This is a genomic window from Pseudoduganella sp. GW821-FHT12E03 (genome assembly GCF_058807115.1).
Genome location: NZ_JBXAQJ010000010.1, coordinates 123,219 through 143,387 on the forward strand (window position 1 = coordinate 123,219; position 20,169 = coordinate 143,387).

Below are 20,169 nucleotides of genomic sequence, written 5' to 3' on the forward strand. Positions count from 1 at the left end.
TCGACTAAGTTTATGAGTTTGCAAACAAGGATCAATTATGACTGCTACTGACGCGGCGCTGGTGTTATTCAGCGGCGGCCAGGATTCCACCACTTGCCTGGCCTGGGCGCTGGAGCGCTACGGGCGCGTGGAAACCATCGGTTTCGATTATGGCCAGCGCCATGCCATCGAACTGCAAGTGCGTCCGCAATTGCTGGCGCAAATGCGCAGCCACAAGCCGGAATGGGCCGCGCGCCTGGGCGACGACCACATGATCGACCTGGGGCTGATTTCCCAGCTGTCGCACACCGCCATGACCGAAGACATTGAAATCGTCATGCAGGAAAACGGCTTGCCGAACACCTTCGTCCCGGGCCGTAACCTGATGTTCATGATGACGGCCGCCACCCTGGCGTATCGCCGTGGCTTGAACGTGCTGGTGGGCGGCATGTGCGAAACCGACTTCTCCGGTTATCCGGATTGCCGCGACGATACAATGAAAGCGCTGCAAGTGGCGTTGAACCTGGGGATGGCGACCCGGCTGAAACTGGAAACGCCGCTGATGTGGCTGGACAAGGCGCAGACCTGGACCCTGGCGCACCAGCTGGGCGGCCAGGGCCTGGTGGACTTGATCCGCGCCGATACGCACACCTGCTACCTCGGCGAACGGGGCGCGCTGCATGACTGGGGTTACGGTTGCGGTACTTGCCCGGCGTGCGAACTGCGCGCGCGCGGTTATACGCAATTTGCCGCCGGTAAGGGCACCCTGTAAGCGCTTTGCAGCCGTTGTCAGACTGAGCCTGACAATCGGGACACGGCGCCCGATTGTCATTGCCAATTCCGTGGCGCATATTGCCGATATGTCACAATCTGTCGTTGCCTGCACCGGCGGCCTCACGTACTATCAAGCTGATGCCTGCCCCCTCCCGATGTGTGGAATCCATGGACGAGCCTACCCCCCGGCCCCAACCACGCCGGCCCAGCGAACGATGGCTGCCGCAATATCTGCTCAGCCCGGCGTGTACGTCGGGGCTGGTGCTGGCGGTTTGCCTGGGCTCGACGTGGTGGCTGTGGAACAACGCCAGCGTTGACGCTGAACGGGATAACCAGACCGACTTCAATTACCGCGTCCACGAGCTGGTCAACAACATTGCGCAGCGGATGCAGACCTATGTGCAGGTTCTGTATGGCGCGCAGGGTTTATATGCGAGTTCCGAATATGTGGACCGCGCGGAATTCCGCAGTTATGTCACCGGGCAGGGACTGAACGACCACTTTCCCGGGATCCAGGGGATCGGTTATATGCGCCTGGTCGAGGGCAGCCAGCGGGATGTCCATGTCGCGGGCATCCGCAGCGAAGGCTTTCCCGATTATTCCGTCCGCCCGGCGGGCGAACGCCCCCAGTACGCCCCCGTCATTTACCTGGAGCCGTTCACCGGCGCCAATTTGCGGGCATTCGGCTATGACGCGCTGTTCGAACCCGTGCGCCGCGCCGCGCTGGAACTGGCGCGCGACACCGGCATGCCCGCCATGTCGGGCAAAATCACGCTGGTGCAGGAAACTTCCACGCAAGGCCAGTCCGGCTTCCTGATCGTGCTGCCGGTGTACCGCAACGGCAAGCCGCACACCACCTTGCAACAGCGCCGTGCCGCCATCGCGGGCTGGGTGTATTCGCCGTTCCGCATCGGCGATGTGATGGCCGGCATTGGCGGCGACCGGGCCGCCGCCCTGGATGTTGAAATCTATGATGGCGATGTGGTTGACGTGGCGAACCGCATGTATGACAGCGTGGCCGATGTCGCCGGCACGCGGGTGCGGCGCACGGTGCAGAAGATCAGTATCGCGGGCCACCGCTGGACGGTACGCATCGGCGGCTTGCCGGGCAGCGGCGATGGCATCGAGCGCAATGACCGGGTGCGGCTGATCGGCGTGTCGGGCGTGGTGTTGAGCGCGGTGCTGGCGGCGCTGGCCTGGATGCTGGCGCACAGCCGGCGCAAGTCGCGCGCGGCGCTGGACCAGGCGCGCCAGCTGGCGGATGAACTGGCCGAAGGCCAGGCCAACATCGTGGCCATGGCGGAAAGCGCGCAGCGCAGCCAGGAAGTGTTGCGCAGCATTCTCGATTCCACGGTGGACGGCATTTTGGTCGACAACTTCCGTGGCGTCATCCTCAATTCCAACCGCCGCTTCCGCGAATTGTGGAACGTGCCGGAACAGCTGGACTGGCAGGCCGACGGCGCGACCCTGATGCGGCACGTATCGGCGCAATTGGTGTATCCGCCTGTGTTTGACGCTGCCGTGCAGCGCATGCTGGACTCGAATGAAGAACAGCGCGCGCAGTTGCACCTGAAGGATGGCCGCGTGCTGGAACAATATATACGCGGCATTTGCGTCGGCAATGAATCGGTGCGGCTCTGGTCATTCCGCGACATCACCGAGCGCACCCACGGTGAACGGCGCGAGCAGATGCGCCGCCATGTGCTGGAATTGCTGGCCACCGGCGCGCCGCTGGAATCCGTGCTGCAAAGCGTGGTGCAGGGCGTCGAGGCGGACCATCCGGGCATGCTGTGCGCCTTGCTGCTGCTCGATGAGGATGGGCGCCGCCTGCTGGTCGGCGCGGCGCCCAGCCTGCCCGCGTTTTTCAACGCGGCGCTGCATGGCCATTATGTGGATATGGGAGAAGGCTGCTGCGGCCAGGCGATCATGACGGGAGAACGGGTGATCGTGGAAAACATGGTCACCGATCCCCTGTGGCGGCAATACCGCGACCTGTCGGTGCGCGCCGGCCTGAAATCCTGCTGGTCCGAGCCGATCCGAGGCGCCACCGGCAAGATCCTCGGCACCTTTGCCATCTTCCACCGCGAAGCACAGCGGCCCAGCCTCGCGCACCTGGCGCTGATCGAACAGGCGTCGCGGCTGGCCGGCATTGCCATCGAACAGGCGCAGGCCGGTGTGGCGCTGCGCGCCGGTGAAGCGCGCTTCCGCAGCCTGTATGACAACGCGCCGGTGGCGCTGTGGGAACAGGACTGGTCGGCCGTGCATGGCGCGCTGCAGGAATTGCAGGAGTCCGGCGTGGAAGACATCCCGCTGTTCCTGCAAAATAATCCCAGCCAGCTGGCGCGCATGGCCGCCATGGTGCGCATCGTCGACGTCAACGCGGCGGCGCTGGCGCAGGTGGGGGCGGCGCCGGGCAACAAGGATTTGTCGGTGCTGTCGCTGGCGCAGAATTTCCACGTTTCCGCCATGCCCGCCTTTGCCCATGCGCTCGCTGCGCTGCTGCAGGGCGCGCATTTGTTTTCCTGTGAAAGCACGTTCCAGCGGCTCGATGGCGCCACCCGCCAGAATGAACTGACCTTGCTGGTGATGCCCGGCCATACACACAACCTCGATTTCGTCATCGTGTCCACGGTCGATATCACGGAACGCAAGCGCATGAATGATGAATTGCTGATGCTGGCCACCACGGATTTTCTGACCGGCTTGCCGAACCGGCGTGAATTCATGGCACGCCTGGAAGATGAGCAGGCCCGCCTGCAGCGCGACGTCGGCGTGCGGGGTGGCCGCGCCGCCGTGCTGATGCTCGACATCGACCACTTCAAGCGGGTCAACGATGAATATGGCCATGCGGCGGGCGACGCGGTGCTGCGCCACCTGGCCGCATTGATGCGCGATTGCCAGCGCAAGATCGACATGCTGGGCCGTGTCGGCGGGGAAGAATTTGCCGTGCTATTGCCCGGGGCGGACATTCCCGCCGCGATGGCGTTTGCCGAACGGTTGCGCCAGCGTATCGGCAGCACGCCTTTGGCAATCGATGGCCATGTGCTGGCCGTGACTGTCAGTATCGGCATTGCCGCGATGCATGCGCGTGACCAGGGTGGCGATGCGGCTTTGATCCGCGCCGACAAGGCGCTGTACCGGGCAAAACGGGGAGGGCGGAACCGGGTCGAGCTGGCCGGCGAGGGAAGTGAGCCGGCCATCGAAGAAAAGCCGGAGGCGGTGGCGCCCCCGGCAGTGTAGCTAAATTAGTTCAGCTGCATCATTTAGCTGCATCAGTTGGTTCAGACGGCGTGTTCGAACGCTGCTTTTTCGCGGTGCTTGCGGTTGCGCGACATGATGAACCAGATGATCGCGGCAGGAATCAGCAGTGGCAGCATGAACGGTGCGATCACGGCCGCCAGGATGATGCCCACCAGCGCCAGGCCCACCACCAGCAGCACGCCCAGGCCGGCAAACACGAAACCGACGAAGACCGCGGCGCAAGTGACGGCAATCGCGGCGATCACCATGCCCAGGCCGCCGAAGACCAGGCCCAGCAAGGCGCCCAGCGGACCATCCACTTCTTCGCCATCGATGTTGACAATCATGTCGTTGGTGTCGATTGAATTCCATGCGCACAGGGCCAGGATGGCGATGATGGCGATGGCAAAGAGCTTTTTCATTTTGGTTCCCTCGTGCGGTAGTGGTAGGTAGTGGTTCAGGTGGTGTTTCCGTTTGGTATGGTGAAACTGTACGCTTCACCCCTTTGCGTCACCACAAGCGTGCGATAAACGGTGGAATTGGCAGGATAAATGGGGCGCAGTCCCCGACAGACTGTTCCCACAGTGCAGCTTGCTGAAAATATAGGCAGTTTTTCCTTGAAATAAAGGCATGCTTAACTATACTGACTACCTATCCTGCACATGGAGGGCAATATGGCATGGCTTGAAATTAGCGAGGGTCAATCGATATCCTCGGGATTCGGCAGTGAAATGCGCCAGCGCAGCGCACAGTGCTCAGGAGGACCCAAGGGACCGCCGTCCGCACCGCCCAGCATCCCGCCGATTATCATCAACCCGTACACCTACCATATGCCGGAGCCGGCGATTGATCCGCGCCGCACGCCGCTGGGGCCGCCTATAGCGCCGCCGCCCCGGCCAGCATGCCGTCTCTGATGTAAGCGCCGGCCGGTTCTGGCTAGCAAATTGAAAAGCCCGCTTTTTAGCGGGCTTTTTGTTTTGAGAGTTTGCCGGATAAAAATAACTGTATATAATCACAGTATTTTCGATGCATTCACGACGGGACCGCTATGACTGATGATTTGATGGAATTCGCAGATGAACCAGCGCTGGTACAGGAAGACCGTGTCTGGCAGGGCAATGGCTGGACCGCCCTCGTCATTAAGAATGAAGAAGATGAAGGCTGGGCCGTCGCCATGATCAAGGATGGCGAGCCGGAGCCTGCGCTGGTGGGGCCATGGACCATGGGCCGCGACAAGAAAAACCCGAAACCGCTCGATATCAACGCCTTCAATACCCTGGTGAAAACCGCCAGCGAAGTGATCCGCCGCCACGAACAGCAATTGCACGCGCAATTGCACAAGAGCGTGCGGGTGCACACGGTGGGGGCGGCGTACATCACGGTCAATCTCGACATTACCGCCGATGAAGATGATCCGTATGCAACCCTGACGGCCTTTGATCCTTATGGCGAAGAACAGGCGCAGGTGCGGGTCGCGCCGAACTTCAAGTTATCGGTGGCAAGCGCCACGGCCTGGATGGAATCCGGTTACCGCAAGCCGTAAGCGGTGACCTGTGCGGCCCGGGTGTTGCATCCGGGTGCAATTCTCTGGCCTCGACAGGTGCCGCCTGCTAGTATTTCCTATGCGCATATTGCCCAATAGGAAAACATAGATGGAAAGCCGCCTCAGCCGCCTGGAAGCCGTACAAAGCATGTTGCTCGAAATCGGGCAAAAATCGAGCACTTGCACCGACATTGCGGAATTCCTGCAAGCCGTCCATGCGGCGCTGGGCCGCATCATGTATGCGGCCAATTTCTATGTCGCGCTGAGCGACCTCGACGGTAAGCCAAATGCCGTGCGCTTCGTGTATTTCGTGGACGAACTCGACGAAGCGCCGGGGCGCGGTGACCTGGTGACCCTGGCTTCGCCCGACCAGTCGCCGACCGCCTGGGTGATCCTGAACCGCCAGCCGCTGATCATGACGGCGGAAGAACACAACCAGCACGAACTCGACGGCAACAAATGGGGCTGGGGCACCACGGCCGAGCACTGGATGGGCTTCCCGCTGCTGGACCAGAACCATCAGGCGCTGGGCGCCATCGTGATCCAGAGTTACGACAAGGAACATACGTTCAGCACGGAAGACGAAGCGCTGTTTTCGCTGATCGCCAATTATGTGTCCAGCGCCCTGCAGGGTTTGCAGAGCATGGACCGGCTGGAGCGCGCCGTGCACGAACGCACGGCCGCGCTGGAATTCGAAGTGGCGGAACGCCGCCGCGCGGAAAGCCTGCAGCGCGCCCTGTATGAAATCGCCAGCCTGTCGGCCGGCGCCTGGGATACGGAAACCATCTGGGGCCAGCTGCACGAAGCCATCAGTGAAGTCGTCACCGCGCGCAATTTCCTGATTGCGTTGTACCAGCCCAGCAGCAACGAAATCACGATCCCGTATTTTGTCGATGAAAAAGACTCGGACGCGCCGGTCAAGCGCTTCGAATACGGCATCGGCATGAGTTCGTACATCCTCAAGCAGCGCAAGCCGTGTCTGCTGGACCGCGACAGTTACCGCGAGCTGCTGGAAAAGGGCGAAATCGACCACCCGCTGGGCAACGAGGAAATCGCCAGCTGGATGGGCGCGCCCATGATGCTCAACGATTACGCCTATGGCGTGCTGATCGTGCAAAGCTATGACGACAGCGTGGTGTACGGCCAGTCGGACCTCGACATCCTGGCCTTCATGGCGAACCACGTGGCGGTGGCGATCTCGCGCCTGCAAAACGAGCGCGCGATCCGCCTGGCCAAGGAAACGCTGGAAGAACAAAATGTCTCGCTGAACAACGCGCTGCACCAGTTGCAGGAAGCGCAGTCGGAACTGGTGCGCCAGGAAAAACTCGCGTCGCTGGGCCGCCTGGTGGCCGGCGTGGCGCATGAAATCAACACCCCGCTGGGCATTTGCGTGACCGCCACCAGCCACCTGGTGCAAGAGCTGAAACTCACGCGCGAAGACCTGGCGGCCGGCGCCCTGGACGAAGAAGGCTTGAACCAGTTCTTCGACATCATCGACCAGTCGCTGCGCATCATGACCACCAACACCCAGCGCGCCGCCGCGCTGGTGCGCAGTTTTAAACAGGTGGCGGTGGACCAGTCGTCCGACAGCGTGCGCTCCTTCAATTTGCGCAAATACCTCGATGAAGTGCTGCTGTCGCTGCAGCCGAAATTGAAAGGCAAGCCGATCAAGGTGGAGGTGGACGTTCCGACCGAGATCCAGATGGAAAGCTTCCCCGGCGCCGTGTCGCAAATCATCACCAACATGGTGGTCAATTCGCTGGTGCACGGGTACGGCGACGGGCAGGATGGCATTATCAAAATCAAGGGCCGCATCGACGGCGAGCACGTGCTGTTCGATTACAGTGACGACGGTATCGGCATGGACCAGACCACCTTGGCGCAATTGTTCGACCCGTTCTTCACCACGAAGCGCGGCTCAGGCGGCAGCGGCCTGGGGGCGCATATCCTGTACAACCTGGTGACGGGCGCGCTGGGCGGCACGGTGAAAGTGGTCAGCGCGCCGGGGATGGGGCTGCATTACAGCTTGAAGTTTCCGAAGGTGCAGCACGGGAAAATTGCGGCGTAAGCGGGACCGCGATTTTTTTCATGCGTGTCGAATTCAGGTGCCGCCATCCGTCGTGATGGATGAAGCACCCTGATTCTTTATCCACTTGGAGACGTCATGAACAAGCAGATCATTTTCAACTTGCCCGTCAAGGACCTGGAGAAATCCAAAGCCTTTTTTACCGCCCTCGGCTTCAGCTTCAACCCGCAATTCAGTAACGAGCAGGCCGCGTACATGAACATCGTGGACGGCAGCATCCATGCGGTGCTGTCGACGGAACCGTTCTTCCAGTCGCTGATCAACAAACCGGTGGTGCAGGCGAAGGACGCCAATGAAGTGGTGATTTGCCTCAGTTGCGAGAGCCGGGAAGAAGTCGATAGCCTGATCAGCAGAGCCCTTGCCGCCGGCGGGACCACGCCGCATCCGCCGGAAGATCATGGGTTTATGTATGACCAGGGGTTTGAGGATTTGGATGGGCACCTTTGGAATTTGGTGTGGACGGCGGATCAACCTTGATCTTGTAGCCGCTTGGCAGGTGTTGAAGGGATGCTATAGGCCAGAAGCGGCCCGCCAGATCCGGCAGACGCGGAAGCCTTTGCGAGAACAAATTCGGAGTGATTCGATGGCAGCAGATGTTGAGACGATGTTGTTCCCCTGCCAGGGGGCATTTGCGCAGTGGCTCGCAGTCCACCACGATGGCTCTGACGGGGTGTGGCTGCAGCACGCGAAGAAAGGGGCTCCAATCCCTAGCGTAAGCTATCAAGAGGCATTGGAAGTTGCGTTGTGCTTCGGCTGGATCGACGGCCAAAAACGTTCGCTCGACCAGCATCATTATTTGCAGCGCTGGACACCGCGTCGCCCACGCAGTCTATGGTCCAAGGTCAATCGTGAGAAGGCGCTCAGGTATATTGAAGAGGGTAAGATGCAGCCGAGTGGCCTGGCTGAAATCGAGCGAGCGAAAAAGGATGGTCGGTGGGATGCAGCGTACGACTCGTCCAGCATGGCGAGCGTGCCGCCGGAACTTCAGGCCGCGTTCGTCGACCACCCCGGGGCAGCCGAATTTTTCGCTACCCTCAATTCACAAAACCGCTATGCAGTGTTGTTCCGGGTGCAGACAGCAATAAAGCCTGAGACCAAGGTGCGCAAGGCACAGGAGTATGCAGCCATGCTAGCTCGGCAAGAGACGCTTCATCCGATCATGGCGAAGAAGCGGAGCAAGGCGGCCGAGGATGCCACATAAGTGAACAGAGCCGACTCATCGCGGTGATGAGCTCAAACCATCGTCCAACTAGCCATGATGATCCGGGGCTACGTTGAGGCCATCGATTGTGAGAATCTGAGAGACATTATTCCGGCTTACCGAGATAAGATTAGTCCTTCTCAACTCACCAGGAGGCCGCAATGGTAACTGCAGAAGTCTATTGCAAATGGAGCAGTCAGGGGGATGGTAACAGGGGCGCCGGAGCGTGGGGCTTGATGGGCACGGGAACTGCCAATATGGGTGGCGGTGGTGGTGGCGCGACCAACGCACTCAATAACCATGCGGAACGCCTGGCTTGGGCTGAGGCTTGGGGGAGGGACACGGTGAATAATTTGCGGGCAAGAGTGAATGCCAGCCGTGAGAATTTCTCAGACGATAATTTCCAGATCAAATTTTGGGTTGATGCGCAAATTTGCCCGACTTGTCAAAAATGGCTGCTGATCGACGTCATTAGCCACATAAAACAGCTATCCGCCCAATTCGAGGGTATGCGAGTCGATCTCTTCGCGGAAGTCCGTGCCAGCGCCGCAACCAACCGAGTGGACGTGAAGCGGTCCACCGTCTGGCCGGTCTCGGTGGGGCAGATCGCGAATTTCAGCGCATTGCCAAAGACCTACAACTAATCCGCAAGCCTTACGCCACGCGCCGGTCTCGCCGCTTGACGGAAGGCTTGAGTTTCCGCTACGTCCCCAAGGCTGAATTACCCGACGGCAAGCTGTCTATAGATTCCCGCATTCGCGGGAATGACGACCGGCAGCAATGGGGCGCCCGCGCATCACTTCACACTCACCAACTCCACCTCAAACACCAACGCCGCATTCCCCTTGATGATGCTGCCCGAGCCGGAAGCGCCATAGCCCAGCTGGCTTGGAATCAGCAAGGTGCGCTTGCCGCCCACCCGCATGTTCAGTATGCCCTGGTCCCAGCCGGCGATCACCTGGCCAGCGCCCAGCGTAAAGGCAAACGGCGAGCGGCCGGCGGACGAGTCGAATTGTTGGCCCTTGAAGCCTGGCGCTTTCGGGTCATACAGCCAGCCCGTGTAATTGGCGGTGACGGTTTTGCCGTTTTGCGCCACGGCGCCCGTGCCCACCACGGTATCGGTGATGGTCAGCTTGGCCGGCTGGACGATGGTCGGGTCTTGCGCATAGGTCAGGTACGAGCCGTTGCCGAAACGTTCATCGACCGTCAGCAGTTTTAACGAACCATCGGTGCCGACGCGGTAGCGGCTGGTGCGGATCAGGTCGTTGAGGTTGGCGGTGGTCGTGTGCGTCGCCGTCAGGGTCAGGATCGCGGTATTGGCCGATTCGCCATCGGCGTCCAGCGCATAGCCGAGTGTGCGCTTGCCGATATTGGTTTTCTTGGTGTTGTCGGCATACGCGGTTTGCGTGGCGTAGACGCCCTTGTCGCCGACCTTGATGGTGGCGGGCAGGGTGCCGCCGCCAACGTCATATTCCGCGTTCGTGCGGAGGAAACCCAGCAAGGTCTGGTTGCTGTCGTAGTAGTCGGTCTGGGTCCATGCCAGGCGGCTGGTGTTGCAATAGGTCAGGCCGACATCGACGCTGGTCGATTGCGCGGTTGCGGCCTGGCCTTCGAAGGTGGCGGCGATCGGCGCGGCACTGGTGATCGCGGCATTGCCAGGGCAGGTGCCGGTCACCGTCATGAAGTCCGTGTGTTCCGTCGCGATGCTTTGCTGGTAGGCCGCGCGCACCGGATACGCGGTGGCCGGGTAGCGCACGCCGTATTCAATGTAGCGGATGCCGGCGGCAATGGCGGCGGCCGTGCCGGTCTTGTTTTCCGGGCCTTCGCTGAAGTTGCGCAGCACGCCGGCCAGCGTATCCTGTTTGGTGTCGAGGATGCCGCTCCAGTAATCGAGGCCCGCGGCTTCGCCCGGGCGCTTGAGCACATTCACATAGTATTGCGCGACGATGTCGCGGTTGGTGGCGGCGTTCGCGTACAAGGCTTTGAATTCGCTTGAGGCGGTAAAGCCTTCCGCCATGCCCAGCAGGTAAATGCCCTGGTCCAGCACGCCGAGCCAGTAACCGAGGCCGGCCGCATCCGGTTCGCGTGCAAACGCGGCGCGGTATAAACGGTAAGCCTGGCCGGGATTGCCTTCGGCGTCGAACGCCATCGACATGTCGGCAAAGCGCAGGCGCGCCGTGGCGGCCACGGTGCGCGGCGCTTCCGCGCCGGTGGTGTCGGCAATGACATAACCGGCGTCGGTCTTGGTGACGGTGTAGTTGGCGATCACGCCGCTGAAGATAATCGGCTGGACGGTTTGCGCCGCCATGGCCGTTGCCGTGACTGCGGCGCCCTGGCGGGCGCGGTCCTGGCCGGCAACCGAAGTCCCATCCCCACAACCCGTCAACACGAATGCAGTGAGGAGGCTGGCGTAAATCAGGGTCGGGCGCATGGTCGGTACTTTCACAGGTTGAAAGCCGACGAGTGTAGCGTATTTCCTGCGCGGCAATGTGTCTACAAAACACCGCCGCAACAGTCTGTTACATAGTTGTTTAATCGGGGAAGCGGTCGTTGATCGCCAGCGCCTTGTCGATGTTATTGACCAGCACTTCCACATACGTTGGATCGAGGTGTTTGCCCGCCACTTCGCGCAAGTGATTGACCACTTCCTGCACCGGCCACGCATCCTTGTAGCAGCGCTTGTGCATCAGGGCGTCAAACACGTCGGCCACCGCCACGATCCGCGCGTACAGGTGAATGTTTTCGCCTTGCAGTCCCTGCGGGTAGCCGCTGCCGTCATATTTTTCGTGGTGCTGGTGCGCGATCACGGCGGCCGCCTTGAGGATCGGGCGCTGCGAACCGTCGAGGATCGACAGGCCGACCGCCGGGTGCTGCTTCATGATTTCCCATTCGGCCGCATCGAGCTTGCCCGGTTTCAGTAGCACCGCGTCCGGGGTGGCGATCTTGCCGATGTCGTGCATTGGCGCCGCGTGTTTCAGGATGGCGGTTTCTTCTTCCGGCATGCCCGATTCGAGCGCCAGCAGCTGGCAGATTTCCGACATGCGGCGCACGTGGTTGCCCGCTTCATTCGAGCGCGATTCCACCACGTCGCCGAGGCGCAGGATCAGCTCGGCCTGGGTATCCGTGATTTCCTGGGTCAGCAGGATATTGTCGAACGCGATGGCCACGCCGGAGCAAAACACTTCCAGCAGCTTGGCGTCGATTTCCGAAATTTCGTCCACCCCTTTGAGCACCAGCAGCGACACCTTGCCGCTGGCATTGGGGAAGTAGCCGACATAGGTATCGCCTTCCAGCTTGGAGATGCGGTTACTCTGCGCCGCATGCAACTGGTTCAGCAAGTCCGGCGTCAGGATGGATGTGCCTTCATCGCCGATTTGCGCCAGTACTTCGTATTCGTTTTCGCCACTGATGGCGGTGGCTGCGCGCAGGCGCAGCAGCATGCTGTTTTCCAGGCGCAGCAGGGCCACCACTTGCTGCAGCAAGCCGTTGGCGAAATCTTTCAGGTTGCGCTGCTGGAAAATATGAGCCGACGCTTCGATCACGCGCTCCAGCCCTTCGCGGTAATTGGCCTGGGCAATGCGCGCTTCTTCGACCTTCATGATGTCGCGGTAAGCGCGCAGCGCGGCAAAGGTGGTGGTGAACAGCTTGGTGCGGTCCAGCTCCGTCTTTTCCTTGTAATCGTTGATGTCGTAATTGACGATCACGCGTTCTTCCGGCGCCTGGCCCGGCTGGCCGGTGCGCAGCACGATGCGGGTGAATTGGTTGTTCAATTCCTGGCGCATCCAGCGCGCCACTTCCAGGCCGCTGTCTTCCTGCTCCATCACCACATCGAGGAACACCAGCGCGATGTCTTTTTCACGCGCCAGGACTTCTTTGGCTTCCGCGCCGCTATACGCGTGCAGGAAGGTCAGCGCGCGGCCGTCCAGGCGGAATCGGGTCAGCGTCAGCTTGGTAACGTCATGGATATCCGGTTCGTCGTCAACTAACAGTACCTTCCAGGGTGCGAGTTTTGGCGACGCAGAAGACAAAAAAGACATAGGGACGAATTTCCGCAAATGTGGCGTTGCAACAAGGACTTATGCGCATTTTCCGGGCGCACTTTTTCGATTGTAGACTCAGCTTCGCCGAATTAACAACTGGCAACACTCTTTGCGCGGACACCAAACAACAAACTCAAGCGTTTGGCTGAATTTTGTAACTGTTTTGCCAATATTTCAACGCTTTCCGTGACCCTGCATTGTTTTTTGTACGTCACAATGTTGTCATTTTTCCACTCTAGAATGGCGGCGTTTTGACCCTTCCCCACCACACAGATTGCGAAACATGACTAAAGACCGCGCCCCAGCCCGCATCGACATGGATGACACCGTCGGCTACAACAATACCCGGAATGACCACTTCAGTGTCATCCTGGACCAGCGCATCAGCCGCCGTAACCTGTTGCGCGGCAGTGCCGCCAGCGCCGCCACCGCCGTGATGGGCGCAATGGGACTGACCGCCGGGTTGTCCGGTTGTGGCAGCAGCGAAGCGCCGGCCACGCCGGTGGCGCCAGTGAACCCGCCGGTCACGCCGCCAACGGAAAAACTGCTGGGCTTCACGGCCGTGCCGAAAAGCCTGGCCGACCTGGTGACCGTGCCGGCCGGCTATACCGCCACCGTGCTGTACGCACTGGGCGATCCGCTGACCGCATCGGCCACCGCCTTCAAGAACGATGGCACCGACGCGGACTTTGAAAGCCGTGCCGGCGATCACCATGACGGCATGGAATTCTTCGGCCTGACCGCCGACGGCAAAGCATCGTCCACCGCAGTGGACCGCGGCATCCTGGCCATGAACCACGAAGCCACCACCAACCAGCAACTGTCGTCGTTCTTTATCCACGCCAATGGCGGCACCAACACGCTGCCGCGTCCAGCGGCGGAAATCGACCGTGAAACCGCGCTGCACGGTTTGTCGATGGTGGAAGTACGCAAAGCCGGCGGCAAGTGGGAATACGTGAAGGATTCCGCCTTCAACCGCCGTGTCACCTGCCTGACCGAGTGCGAACTGTCCGGCCCGGTGCGCGGCAATGCGCTGGTGGTGACCAAGTATTCGAAAGACGGCTCCAAGACCCGTGGCACCCTGAACAACTGCGGCACCGGCCGTACCCCATGGGGCTCGTTCGTGTCCGGTGAAGAAAACTGGTCCGGCTACTTCGTGCGTGGCGCGCAAGACAATGCCGCGCGCGGCAACGACAAGAGCGTGGCATCGCTGAACCGCTATGGCCGCAGCCAGGGCGCCGCATCGCGCCACGGCTGGGAATCGGGCGGCACCGATGACAAATACGCGCGCTGGAACAACAGCAAGCTGGGCGCCTCGCTTGATGGCAGCGATGACTACCGCAACGAAATGAACGGCATGGGCTATATCGTCGAAGCCGATCCGTACAACAAAACCAAGGCCGTCAAAAAGCGCACCGCACTGGGCCGCTATGCGCACGAATCCGCCGCCTTCGGCAAGCAGGTGGCTGGTCAGCCACTGGCCGTGTACATGGGCGACGACTCGCGCAACGAATACATCTTCAAATTCGTGTCGACCGCGACCTGGAATCCAGCGGACGCGACCCCGACCGACATGCTGGCCATCGGCGACAAATACCTGGACAGCGGCAAATTGTTCGTTGCCAAGTTCAATGCCGATGGCACCGGCGCCTGGATCGAGCTGAGCATTGCGAACGCCGCCATCGCCGGCTACGCCGGCTACAAATTCGCCGACCAGGCCGACGTGCTGGTCAATGCCCGCCTGGCAGGCGATGCCGTGGGCGCGACCAAGATGGACCGTCCGGAATGGTGCTCGGTCAACCCGGCCAACGGCGAAATCTACTTTTCGCTGACCAACAACAGCAACCGTAACGTCAACCCGAGCGGTTCGTCGCAACTGGCTCCGGACGCCGCCAACCCGCGCGCCTACACCGACATGAAGGGGACCACCGCGCAAAACGGCAACCCGAATGGCCACATCCTGCGCGTCAAGGAAGGTGCGGCAGGTTCGTCGGCCGCCAACTTCACGTGGGACGTTTACCTGTTTGCCGCCGAAGCGGGCGCCGATGTCAGCAAGGTCAACCTGTCGAACCTGACCTCGGACCAGGACCACTCCAGCCCGGACGGATTGGCATTCAGCCAGGCAACCGGCATTTGCTGGATCCAGACCGATGATGGCGCCTACACCGACGTCACCAATTGCATGATGCTGGCGGCCCTGCCAGGCCAGGTGGGCGATGGCGGCAAAGTGTCGCTGAGCTACCCGACCACCGGTGGCGGCACCCTGAACGTGGACACCTTCGTTGGCAAGAAACCGACGGCCGATACGCTGAAACGCTTCCTGGTCGGCCCGGTCGATTGCGAACTGACCGGCATCACGGAAACGCCGGATGGCAAAGCCCTGTTCGTCAACATTCAGCACCCGGGTGAAGGCACCAACCAGGCCAACCTTGCCGATCCATCGAAGTACACCAGCCAGTGGCCTTCCAGCATTGGCTATGGCGCCGGCAAGCGTCCGCGTTCTGCCACCATCGTCATTACCAAGAATGACGGCGGCCGCATCGGTAGTTAATCTGCCTGCGATTTAACTAATCGTAAGCAAACATTTCCTTTCATGGGCAATACGTCAAATCGGCGTATAGTCATTTGTGGTTGTAACCTGCCCGTGAAAGGAATCCATCATGCGTACACTAAACCACTCCCTGGCCGCCGCGGCGTTGGCCCTGGGAGCTGCGCTGACGGCGGGCGCCGCACATGCCGGCGCCACCGTCACCTATATCGAACCCGATAAATTCATCGACGTGCCGTTTTCCCCGATCGACCGGGAACGGGTGCTGAAGGAATTGACGGACCATTTCACCCGGCTGGGCAAGCAGTTGCCGGCGGGTCAGGATTTAAAAGTCGAAGTGACGGAACTGGACCTGGCGGGCCGCATCGAACCGACGCGCCGCACCGGCAATGAAATCCGCCTGCTGACCGGCGGCGCCGACTGGCCGCGCATGCACGTGCGCTACAGCCTCACCCAAGATGGCAAAGTCATCAACAGCGGCGAGGCGGATTTGGCCAGCATGAACTATTTGCAAGAAATGAACCGCTATGGCAGCAGTGAATCCTTGCGCCATGAAAAGCAAATGATCGATGCCTGGTTCGGCAAGACGTTCAACGTCGAGGTCAAGCGGCGCGGTTAAGCGTGGCAGCGCGGCCTCAGTCGATCCAGTTCACCTTGGGGAACTTGGCGAGGAAATCTTCCGGCATCGGCACCACCTGGCTGCGCTTGTAGTTGAAGAAAACGAAGCCGGATTTCGCCATCGCGACCAGTTTCTGGTCGTGCGGGCGGGTGATGCGGAACGTGATGTCGCCGCCATATTTATTGAAGTCCATCACGCCCACTTCAAACAGCAACTGGTCGCGGGCATGGGCTTCCGCCTTGTAGGCGGTGGCCAGGTCCGTGACGATGATGCCGGTGCCGTCGATCCCGGTTTCCCGTACGCCGAAGTCGTACAGGAAGCGGGCGCGCGCTTCGGAAATCATGGAAATCATGGAATCGTTCGCCAGGTGATTGGCGGCATTGATGTCCGTGACGCGGACCGTCAATTGCGTGGAAAAATAAAACTGGTCTTCAGGGAATTCGAGTTGCAGGCGAGCCATAGTATTCGATGACAGGGTGGGGGCGCGAATATTGTACTACTGCAATGCTATCGCTTAGTAATGCGGTAGACCCGCCCGTTGCTTGACAGCATATACAGCTCACCGGCCGCATCTTCGCCAAACGACAGCACATTGCCAATCGCGCCCACGTCCCAGGTGGTGACACTGCCCGCCACGCCATTGCGGTAAGTAAAGCTTTTCAGGAAGCCCTTGCAATAGTCGGAATACAGGTACTGGCCCGCCAGTTCCGGCAGCGCCGCGCCCCGGTACACGTAACCGCCGGTGATGGAACAGCCATTGACGTCATTGGCACCGTGCAGGTATTCGAATTGCGGGATAAACAAGCCGGTCTTGTCGCAGGTGGCGGCGTTATAGCAGGCCGTGCCTTCCATGGTGCGCCAGCCGTAATTGTTGCCCGCCTGCGTCGTGGCCGCGATATCGACTTCTTCGCGTTCGCCCTGGCCGACATCGGCGATATACAGCAGGCGGTCGGTGCGGTCGAACGAAAAGCGCCATGGGTTGCGCACCCCGCTGGCCCAGATTTCCGCGCGCCGTCCGGCCTGGCCGGCATACGGATTGCCTGCCGGAATGGCGTACGCCGCGCCGCTGACGTCCAGCCGCAAGATCTTGCCCAATAAAACATTGAGGTTTTGCGCATTGCCGGACGGATCGCCCGAGCCGCCGCCATCGCCGGTACCGAGGTATAAATAGCCATCCGGCCCGAATGCCAGTTGACCGCCATTGTGATTGCTGGCGCCCGGATGGGGAATGGTCAGCAGGCGCACGGCGGACGTGGCGCTGGCCACATTCGCGTCGCCGGACACCGTCATGCGGTCGATCGCGATGGCGCCATCGAGGTCGGTGTAATACAGGTAAAAGCGGCCGTTTTGCGCATAGTTCGGATCGAACGCGATCGACAGCAACCCGCGCTCGCCGCTGATGGTGGTTTTCGCGCCGATATCCACGAAGGGTTGCGCCAGCAAGACGCCGTTGGCGACGATCCGCACGCGGCCCGGGCGCTCGACGATGAACAGGCGCGCATCGCCGCCTGGTGCGGTCAGGTAGAGCGGTTCGGTCAGTCCGCTTGCCACGGTTTGCAGGGCCAGCGCGAACGGGGTGACTGGTGGGGTTGGCGTATTGGTCCCGGGATTGGCCGGCGTGGGCGCACTGCCGCCACCACCGCCGCCGCAGGCGGCCAGCAGTATCGGTAGTGAAAGTAGCGAAAGTAGCGGGAGTGCGGTGCGGGGCAAAGCGGTCGGCGCTATGTCAGCCTCCGTCAAGGTGTCCGCCTGATTGTAGCCAGCCGGCCGCGCGCATGGCGCAGCGCAGCCCGGCGCGCCACTCAGCGCTTGATGTACTGCTCGAGGAACGCTTTGAACTGTTCGTTGGCAAATGCCGTGGCGGCGGCCTTGTCGAACTGCGCCACCGCGTCCTTGTCGGCCTTGGGCGAATACGCCATCGTGAATTGGCGTTCGGACATGGGCAACTTGACCAGGTGGATATCCATGTTTTCCTCGGTCGCGTAATAGCGGGGCGAGTATTCATTTTCAAAAAACACGGCCTGGATGCGGCCCATTTTCAGCTTGCGCAAATTCGCGGTTTGCCAGTCCGGCACCGTCAGCATTTGCCACTGGATCGGGATGTCCGCCAGGGCAGGCGGCACCAGCGTGCCGCCGGCCCAGCCGATTTCCATCCCCGCCAGTTGCTGCAGCGATTGCACTGTTTGCAGTGGCGAGGCTTTCAGTACGGCCAAGTGGGGCTGCGTGCGCAGGTAATGCCAGGTGGTGGGAATCACCCCGGGGGTTTCAATCCGGCCGCTGGTCAGCAGCAGGATGTCGATCACGCCGGTGCGCAGGTTTTCCATGGCGCGCGGCACCGATGTGGGCGGTGTCCACACCAGTTCGATCCCGGCCCGTTTCACCACTTCCTGTTCCACATAGTCGCGCAAGGCGCCGTGCAGCGGCGCCGTCGCGTGTCCCATGATCAGTGGCGCCACCACGAAGCCGCCCACTTTCAACGGCGCCGCCGGCGCGGCCAGGGGCAGGGTGGCGCCCAGTGTGGTGAGCAAAGTGGCGAGCAGGGCCTTTAGTTTCCTCAATGGCATGACCTGCATTGTAGCCGAGGGGGCGTTCAGGCATCGCCCGCCGCCGCCTGCTTTTTCGCGGCCTGGAATGCTTCCATGCGCTCACGGCGTTCCGCCACAAAGCTGTCGCTGAAGGTGGTCTCGACATCGGCCCGGGTAAACGGTTCGCCGCAAGCCAGGCAAGCCAGTCCGGTTTCCACTTCATGGCCACAGTCGCGGTGCGTGATGTTCAGCGCCGGCGTGCTGTCGCCCAGTCCGCCCCATTTGCGGCCCCAGCCGGCCAGGGTCATCAGGATCGGATACAAGTCCTGGCCGCTGTCGGTCAGCACATATTCATGGCGGGGCGGCTTTTGCTGGTAAGCGCGGCGCGCCAGCACGCCATCGGCTTCCAGCCGTTTCAGGCGGGTCGACAGCAGGTGCGGCGACATGCCGGTTTGCGCCTGCAAGCCATCGAAGCGGCTATTGCCGAAAAACAATTCACGCATGATCAGCATGGTCCAGCGGTCACCCACCACGGCCAGGCAGCGTGCAATAGGGCACTGCGATTCCCCGCTTTCAGACCAGCTCATGTGATTCTCCGCGCGATTCTATCGATGACCGCATCGTAGTCCAAATACGGAAAAATAACTACAAATTTTGAACTTATTACTTTTCAATCGATGCGGGTGATTTACAGATTCAAAAATTGAAGTTACATTGGAAGCCATGGACAACCCAACACAAAGGAACTTCACCATGGCAACCTCGAACACCACGCAAGACGCGGCGCAAGGCACGGCACTGATCACGGGCGCTTCCACCGGCATCGGCGCCACCTATGCGGACCGCCTGGCGCAGCGCGGCTACAACCTGGTGCTGGTGGCGCGCGACCGCCAGCGGCTCGACAGCGTGGCGGACCGCCTGCGCAGCCAGTATGGCGTGCAGGTGGACGTCCTGCCGGCGGACTTGACCGACCGGGCCGCGCTGGCGCAGGTGGAGCAGCGGCTGGCCACGGACAGCGCCATCACCCTGTTGCTGAACAATGCCGGCAATACCGTCGAAGGCAGTTTCGTCAGTTCGGATATCGACAAGGTGGAAGGCATGATCACGCTGAACGTGATCGCACCGACCCGGCTGGCCAAGGCGGCCGCCACCCGCATGGCGCAGGAAGGCCGGGGCGCCATCATCAATATCGGTTCCGTGACGGCCATGATGGCGGAAGCTTTTTCCGGCACCTACAGCGGCACCAAGGCGTACATGCTGAACCTGACGCAGGCGATGCAGGTGGAACTGGCGCCCCAGGGTGTGCGTGTGCAAGCGGTATTGCCGGGGGCGACCCGCACGGAAATCTGGGAGCGCGCCGGTATTGATATCAATGCTTTTCCGCAGGAAATGGTGATGGGCGTCGATGCCATGGTGGACGCCGCGCTGACCGGTTTCGACCAGGGTGAAACCATCACCTTGCCGGCATTGCCCGACATGGCGGACTGGAACGCCTTCACGGCGGCCCGTCTGGCGCTGCAACCGAATTTGTCGCGCAGCGTGGCCGCGCCGCGCTACCAGGCGGCCTGATCCCCTGAGTTTCCTGCCTCCCGAAACGTTCCGCAAACCCGCTTG

The 20,169-nt window shown here is 61.1% G+C and carries 17 protein-coding genes; 10 read left to right on the plus strand and 7 right to left on the minus strand.

Going from position 1 to position 20,169, the window contains the following annotated elements; all coding sequences use genetic code 11:
• Positions 1-37: 37 nt before the first annotated feature.
• Together queC and AC1RRC_RS24370 are read left to right on the plus strand one after the other, a co-directional pair.
• Positions 38-751, plus strand: coding sequence for a 7-cyano-7-deazaguanine synthase QueC (gene queC, locus AC1RRC_RS24365; protein ID WP_493058131.1), 714 nt, complete (start codon positions 38-40; stop codon positions 749-751).
• A 170-nt stretch (positions 752-921) separates the two neighbouring features.
• On the plus strand, positions 922-3,993 hold the full coding sequence (locus AC1RRC_RS24370; protein ID WP_493058132.1) for a CHASE domain-containing protein: 3,072 nt from the start codon (positions 922-924) through the stop codon (positions 3,991-3,993).
• 41 nt (positions 3,994-4,034) lie between these two features.
• On the opposite strand, the gene AC1RRC_RS24375 is transcribed toward AC1RRC_RS24370, so the two are convergent.
• Positions 4,035-4,415 carry a hypothetical protein gene (locus AC1RRC_RS24375; protein ID WP_493058133.1) on the minus strand — a complete coding sequence of 127 codons (381 nt, stop codon included), beginning with the start codon at positions 4,413-4,415 and terminating at the stop codon, positions 4,035-4,037.
• Positions 4,416-5,041: 626 nt separating this feature from the next.
• On the opposite strand from AC1RRC_RS24375, the gene AC1RRC_RS24380 reads away from it, so the two are divergent.
• The 5 genes from AC1RRC_RS24380 to AC1RRC_RS24400 all read left to right on the plus strand — a co-directional run bounded on the left by AC1RRC_RS24380 (position 5,042) and on the right by AC1RRC_RS24400 (position 9,467).
• Complete coding sequence (locus AC1RRC_RS24380) at positions 5,042-5,536, plus strand: hypothetical protein (protein WP_493058134.1); 495 nt, start codon at positions 5,042-5,044, stop codon at positions 5,534-5,536.
• Positions 5,537-5,645: 109 nt separating this feature from the next.
• On the plus strand, positions 5,646-7,604 hold the full coding sequence (locus AC1RRC_RS24385) for a GAF domain-containing protein (protein WP_493058135.1): 1,959 nt from the start codon (positions 5,646-5,648) through the stop codon (positions 7,602-7,604).
• A 96-nt stretch (positions 7,605-7,700) separates the two neighbouring features.
• On the plus strand, positions 7,701-8,099 hold the full coding sequence (locus AC1RRC_RS24390) for a VOC family protein (protein WP_493058136.1): 399 nt from the start codon (positions 7,701-7,703) through the stop codon (positions 8,097-8,099).
• Positions 8,100-8,205: 106 nt separating this feature from the next.
• Positions 8,206-8,823, plus strand: a complete 618-nt coding sequence (locus AC1RRC_RS24395) for a YdeI/OmpD-associated family protein (protein WP_493058137.1) — start codon at positions 8,206-8,208, stop codon at positions 8,821-8,823.
• Between the two features lie 161 nt (positions 8,824-8,984).
• The gene (locus tag AC1RRC_RS24400; protein WP_493058138.1) at positions 8,985-9,467 is read left to right on the plus strand and encodes a hypothetical protein; all 483 of its coding nucleotides are present in this window, start codon (positions 8,985-8,987) and stop codon (positions 9,465-9,467) included.
• A gap of 152 nt (positions 9,468-9,619) precedes the next feature.
• Here the strand turns inward: AC1RRC_RS24400 and AC1RRC_RS24405 are convergent, their stop codons facing one another.
• Positions 9,620-11,269 carry an FKBP-type peptidyl-prolyl cis-trans isomerase gene (locus AC1RRC_RS24405; protein WP_493058139.1) on the minus strand — a complete coding sequence of 550 codons (1,650 nt, stop codon included), beginning with the start codon at positions 11,267-11,269 and terminating at the stop codon, positions 9,620-9,622.
• 85 nt (positions 11,270-11,354) lie between these two features.
• Positions 11,355-12,860 carry an HD domain-containing phosphohydrolase gene (locus AC1RRC_RS24410; protein ID WP_493058140.1) on the minus strand — a complete coding sequence of 502 codons (1,506 nt, stop codon included), beginning with the start codon at positions 12,858-12,860 and terminating at the stop codon, positions 11,355-11,357.
• 286 nt (positions 12,861-13,146) lie between these two features.
• Here AC1RRC_RS24410 and AC1RRC_RS24415 point away from each other — a divergent pair, with 286 nt between their 5' ends.
• Together AC1RRC_RS24415 and AC1RRC_RS24420 are read left to right on the plus strand one after the other, a co-directional pair.
• A complete protein-coding gene (locus tag AC1RRC_RS24415) occupies positions 13,147-15,414 on the plus strand; it encodes a PhoX family protein (RefSeq protein ID WP_493058141.1) in 2,268 nt (755 codons plus the stop codon).
• A gap of 109 nt (positions 15,415-15,523) precedes the next feature.
• Entirely contained in the window at positions 15,524-16,030 is a 507-nt protein-coding gene (locus AC1RRC_RS24420; protein ID WP_493058142.1) for a DUF3016 domain-containing protein, read from the plus strand.
• 16 nt (positions 16,031-16,046) lie between these two features.
• Here the strand turns inward: AC1RRC_RS24420 and AC1RRC_RS24425 are convergent, their stop codons facing one another.
• From AC1RRC_RS24425 to AC1RRC_RS24440, 4 genes are all read right to left on the minus strand, one after another.
• Positions 16,047-16,490, minus strand: a complete 444-nt coding sequence (locus AC1RRC_RS24425) for a thioesterase family protein (RefSeq protein ID WP_493058143.1) — start codon at positions 16,488-16,490, stop codon at positions 16,047-16,049.
• Positions 16,491-16,537: 47 nt separating this feature from the next.
• Positions 16,538-17,770 carry a PQQ-dependent sugar dehydrogenase gene (locus AC1RRC_RS24430; protein WP_493058144.1) on the minus strand — a complete coding sequence of 411 codons (1,233 nt, stop codon included), beginning with the start codon at positions 17,768-17,770 and terminating at the stop codon, positions 16,538-16,540.
• Positions 17,771-17,832: 62 nt separating this feature from the next.
• Positions 17,833-18,588 (minus strand): substrate-binding periplasmic protein, encoded by a 756-nt coding sequence (locus tag AC1RRC_RS24435; RefSeq protein ID WP_493058145.1) that lies wholly within the window; start codon positions 18,586-18,588, stop codon positions 17,833-17,835.
• Positions 18,589-18,620: 32 nt separating this feature from the next.
• The gene (locus AC1RRC_RS24440) at positions 18,621-19,142 is read right to left on the minus strand and encodes a winged helix-turn-helix transcriptional regulator (protein WP_493058147.1); all 522 of its coding nucleotides are present in this window, start codon (positions 19,140-19,142) and stop codon (positions 18,621-18,623) included.
• 166 nt (positions 19,143-19,308) lie between these two features.
• Between AC1RRC_RS24440 and AC1RRC_RS24445 the strand changes: the two genes are divergently transcribed.
• Positions 19,309-20,124, plus strand: a complete 816-nt coding sequence (locus tag AC1RRC_RS24445; RefSeq protein WP_493058148.1) for an SDR family NAD(P)-dependent oxidoreductase — start codon at positions 19,309-19,311, stop codon at positions 20,122-20,124.
• The last annotated feature ends 45 nt before the right edge of the window (positions 20,125-20,169 follow it).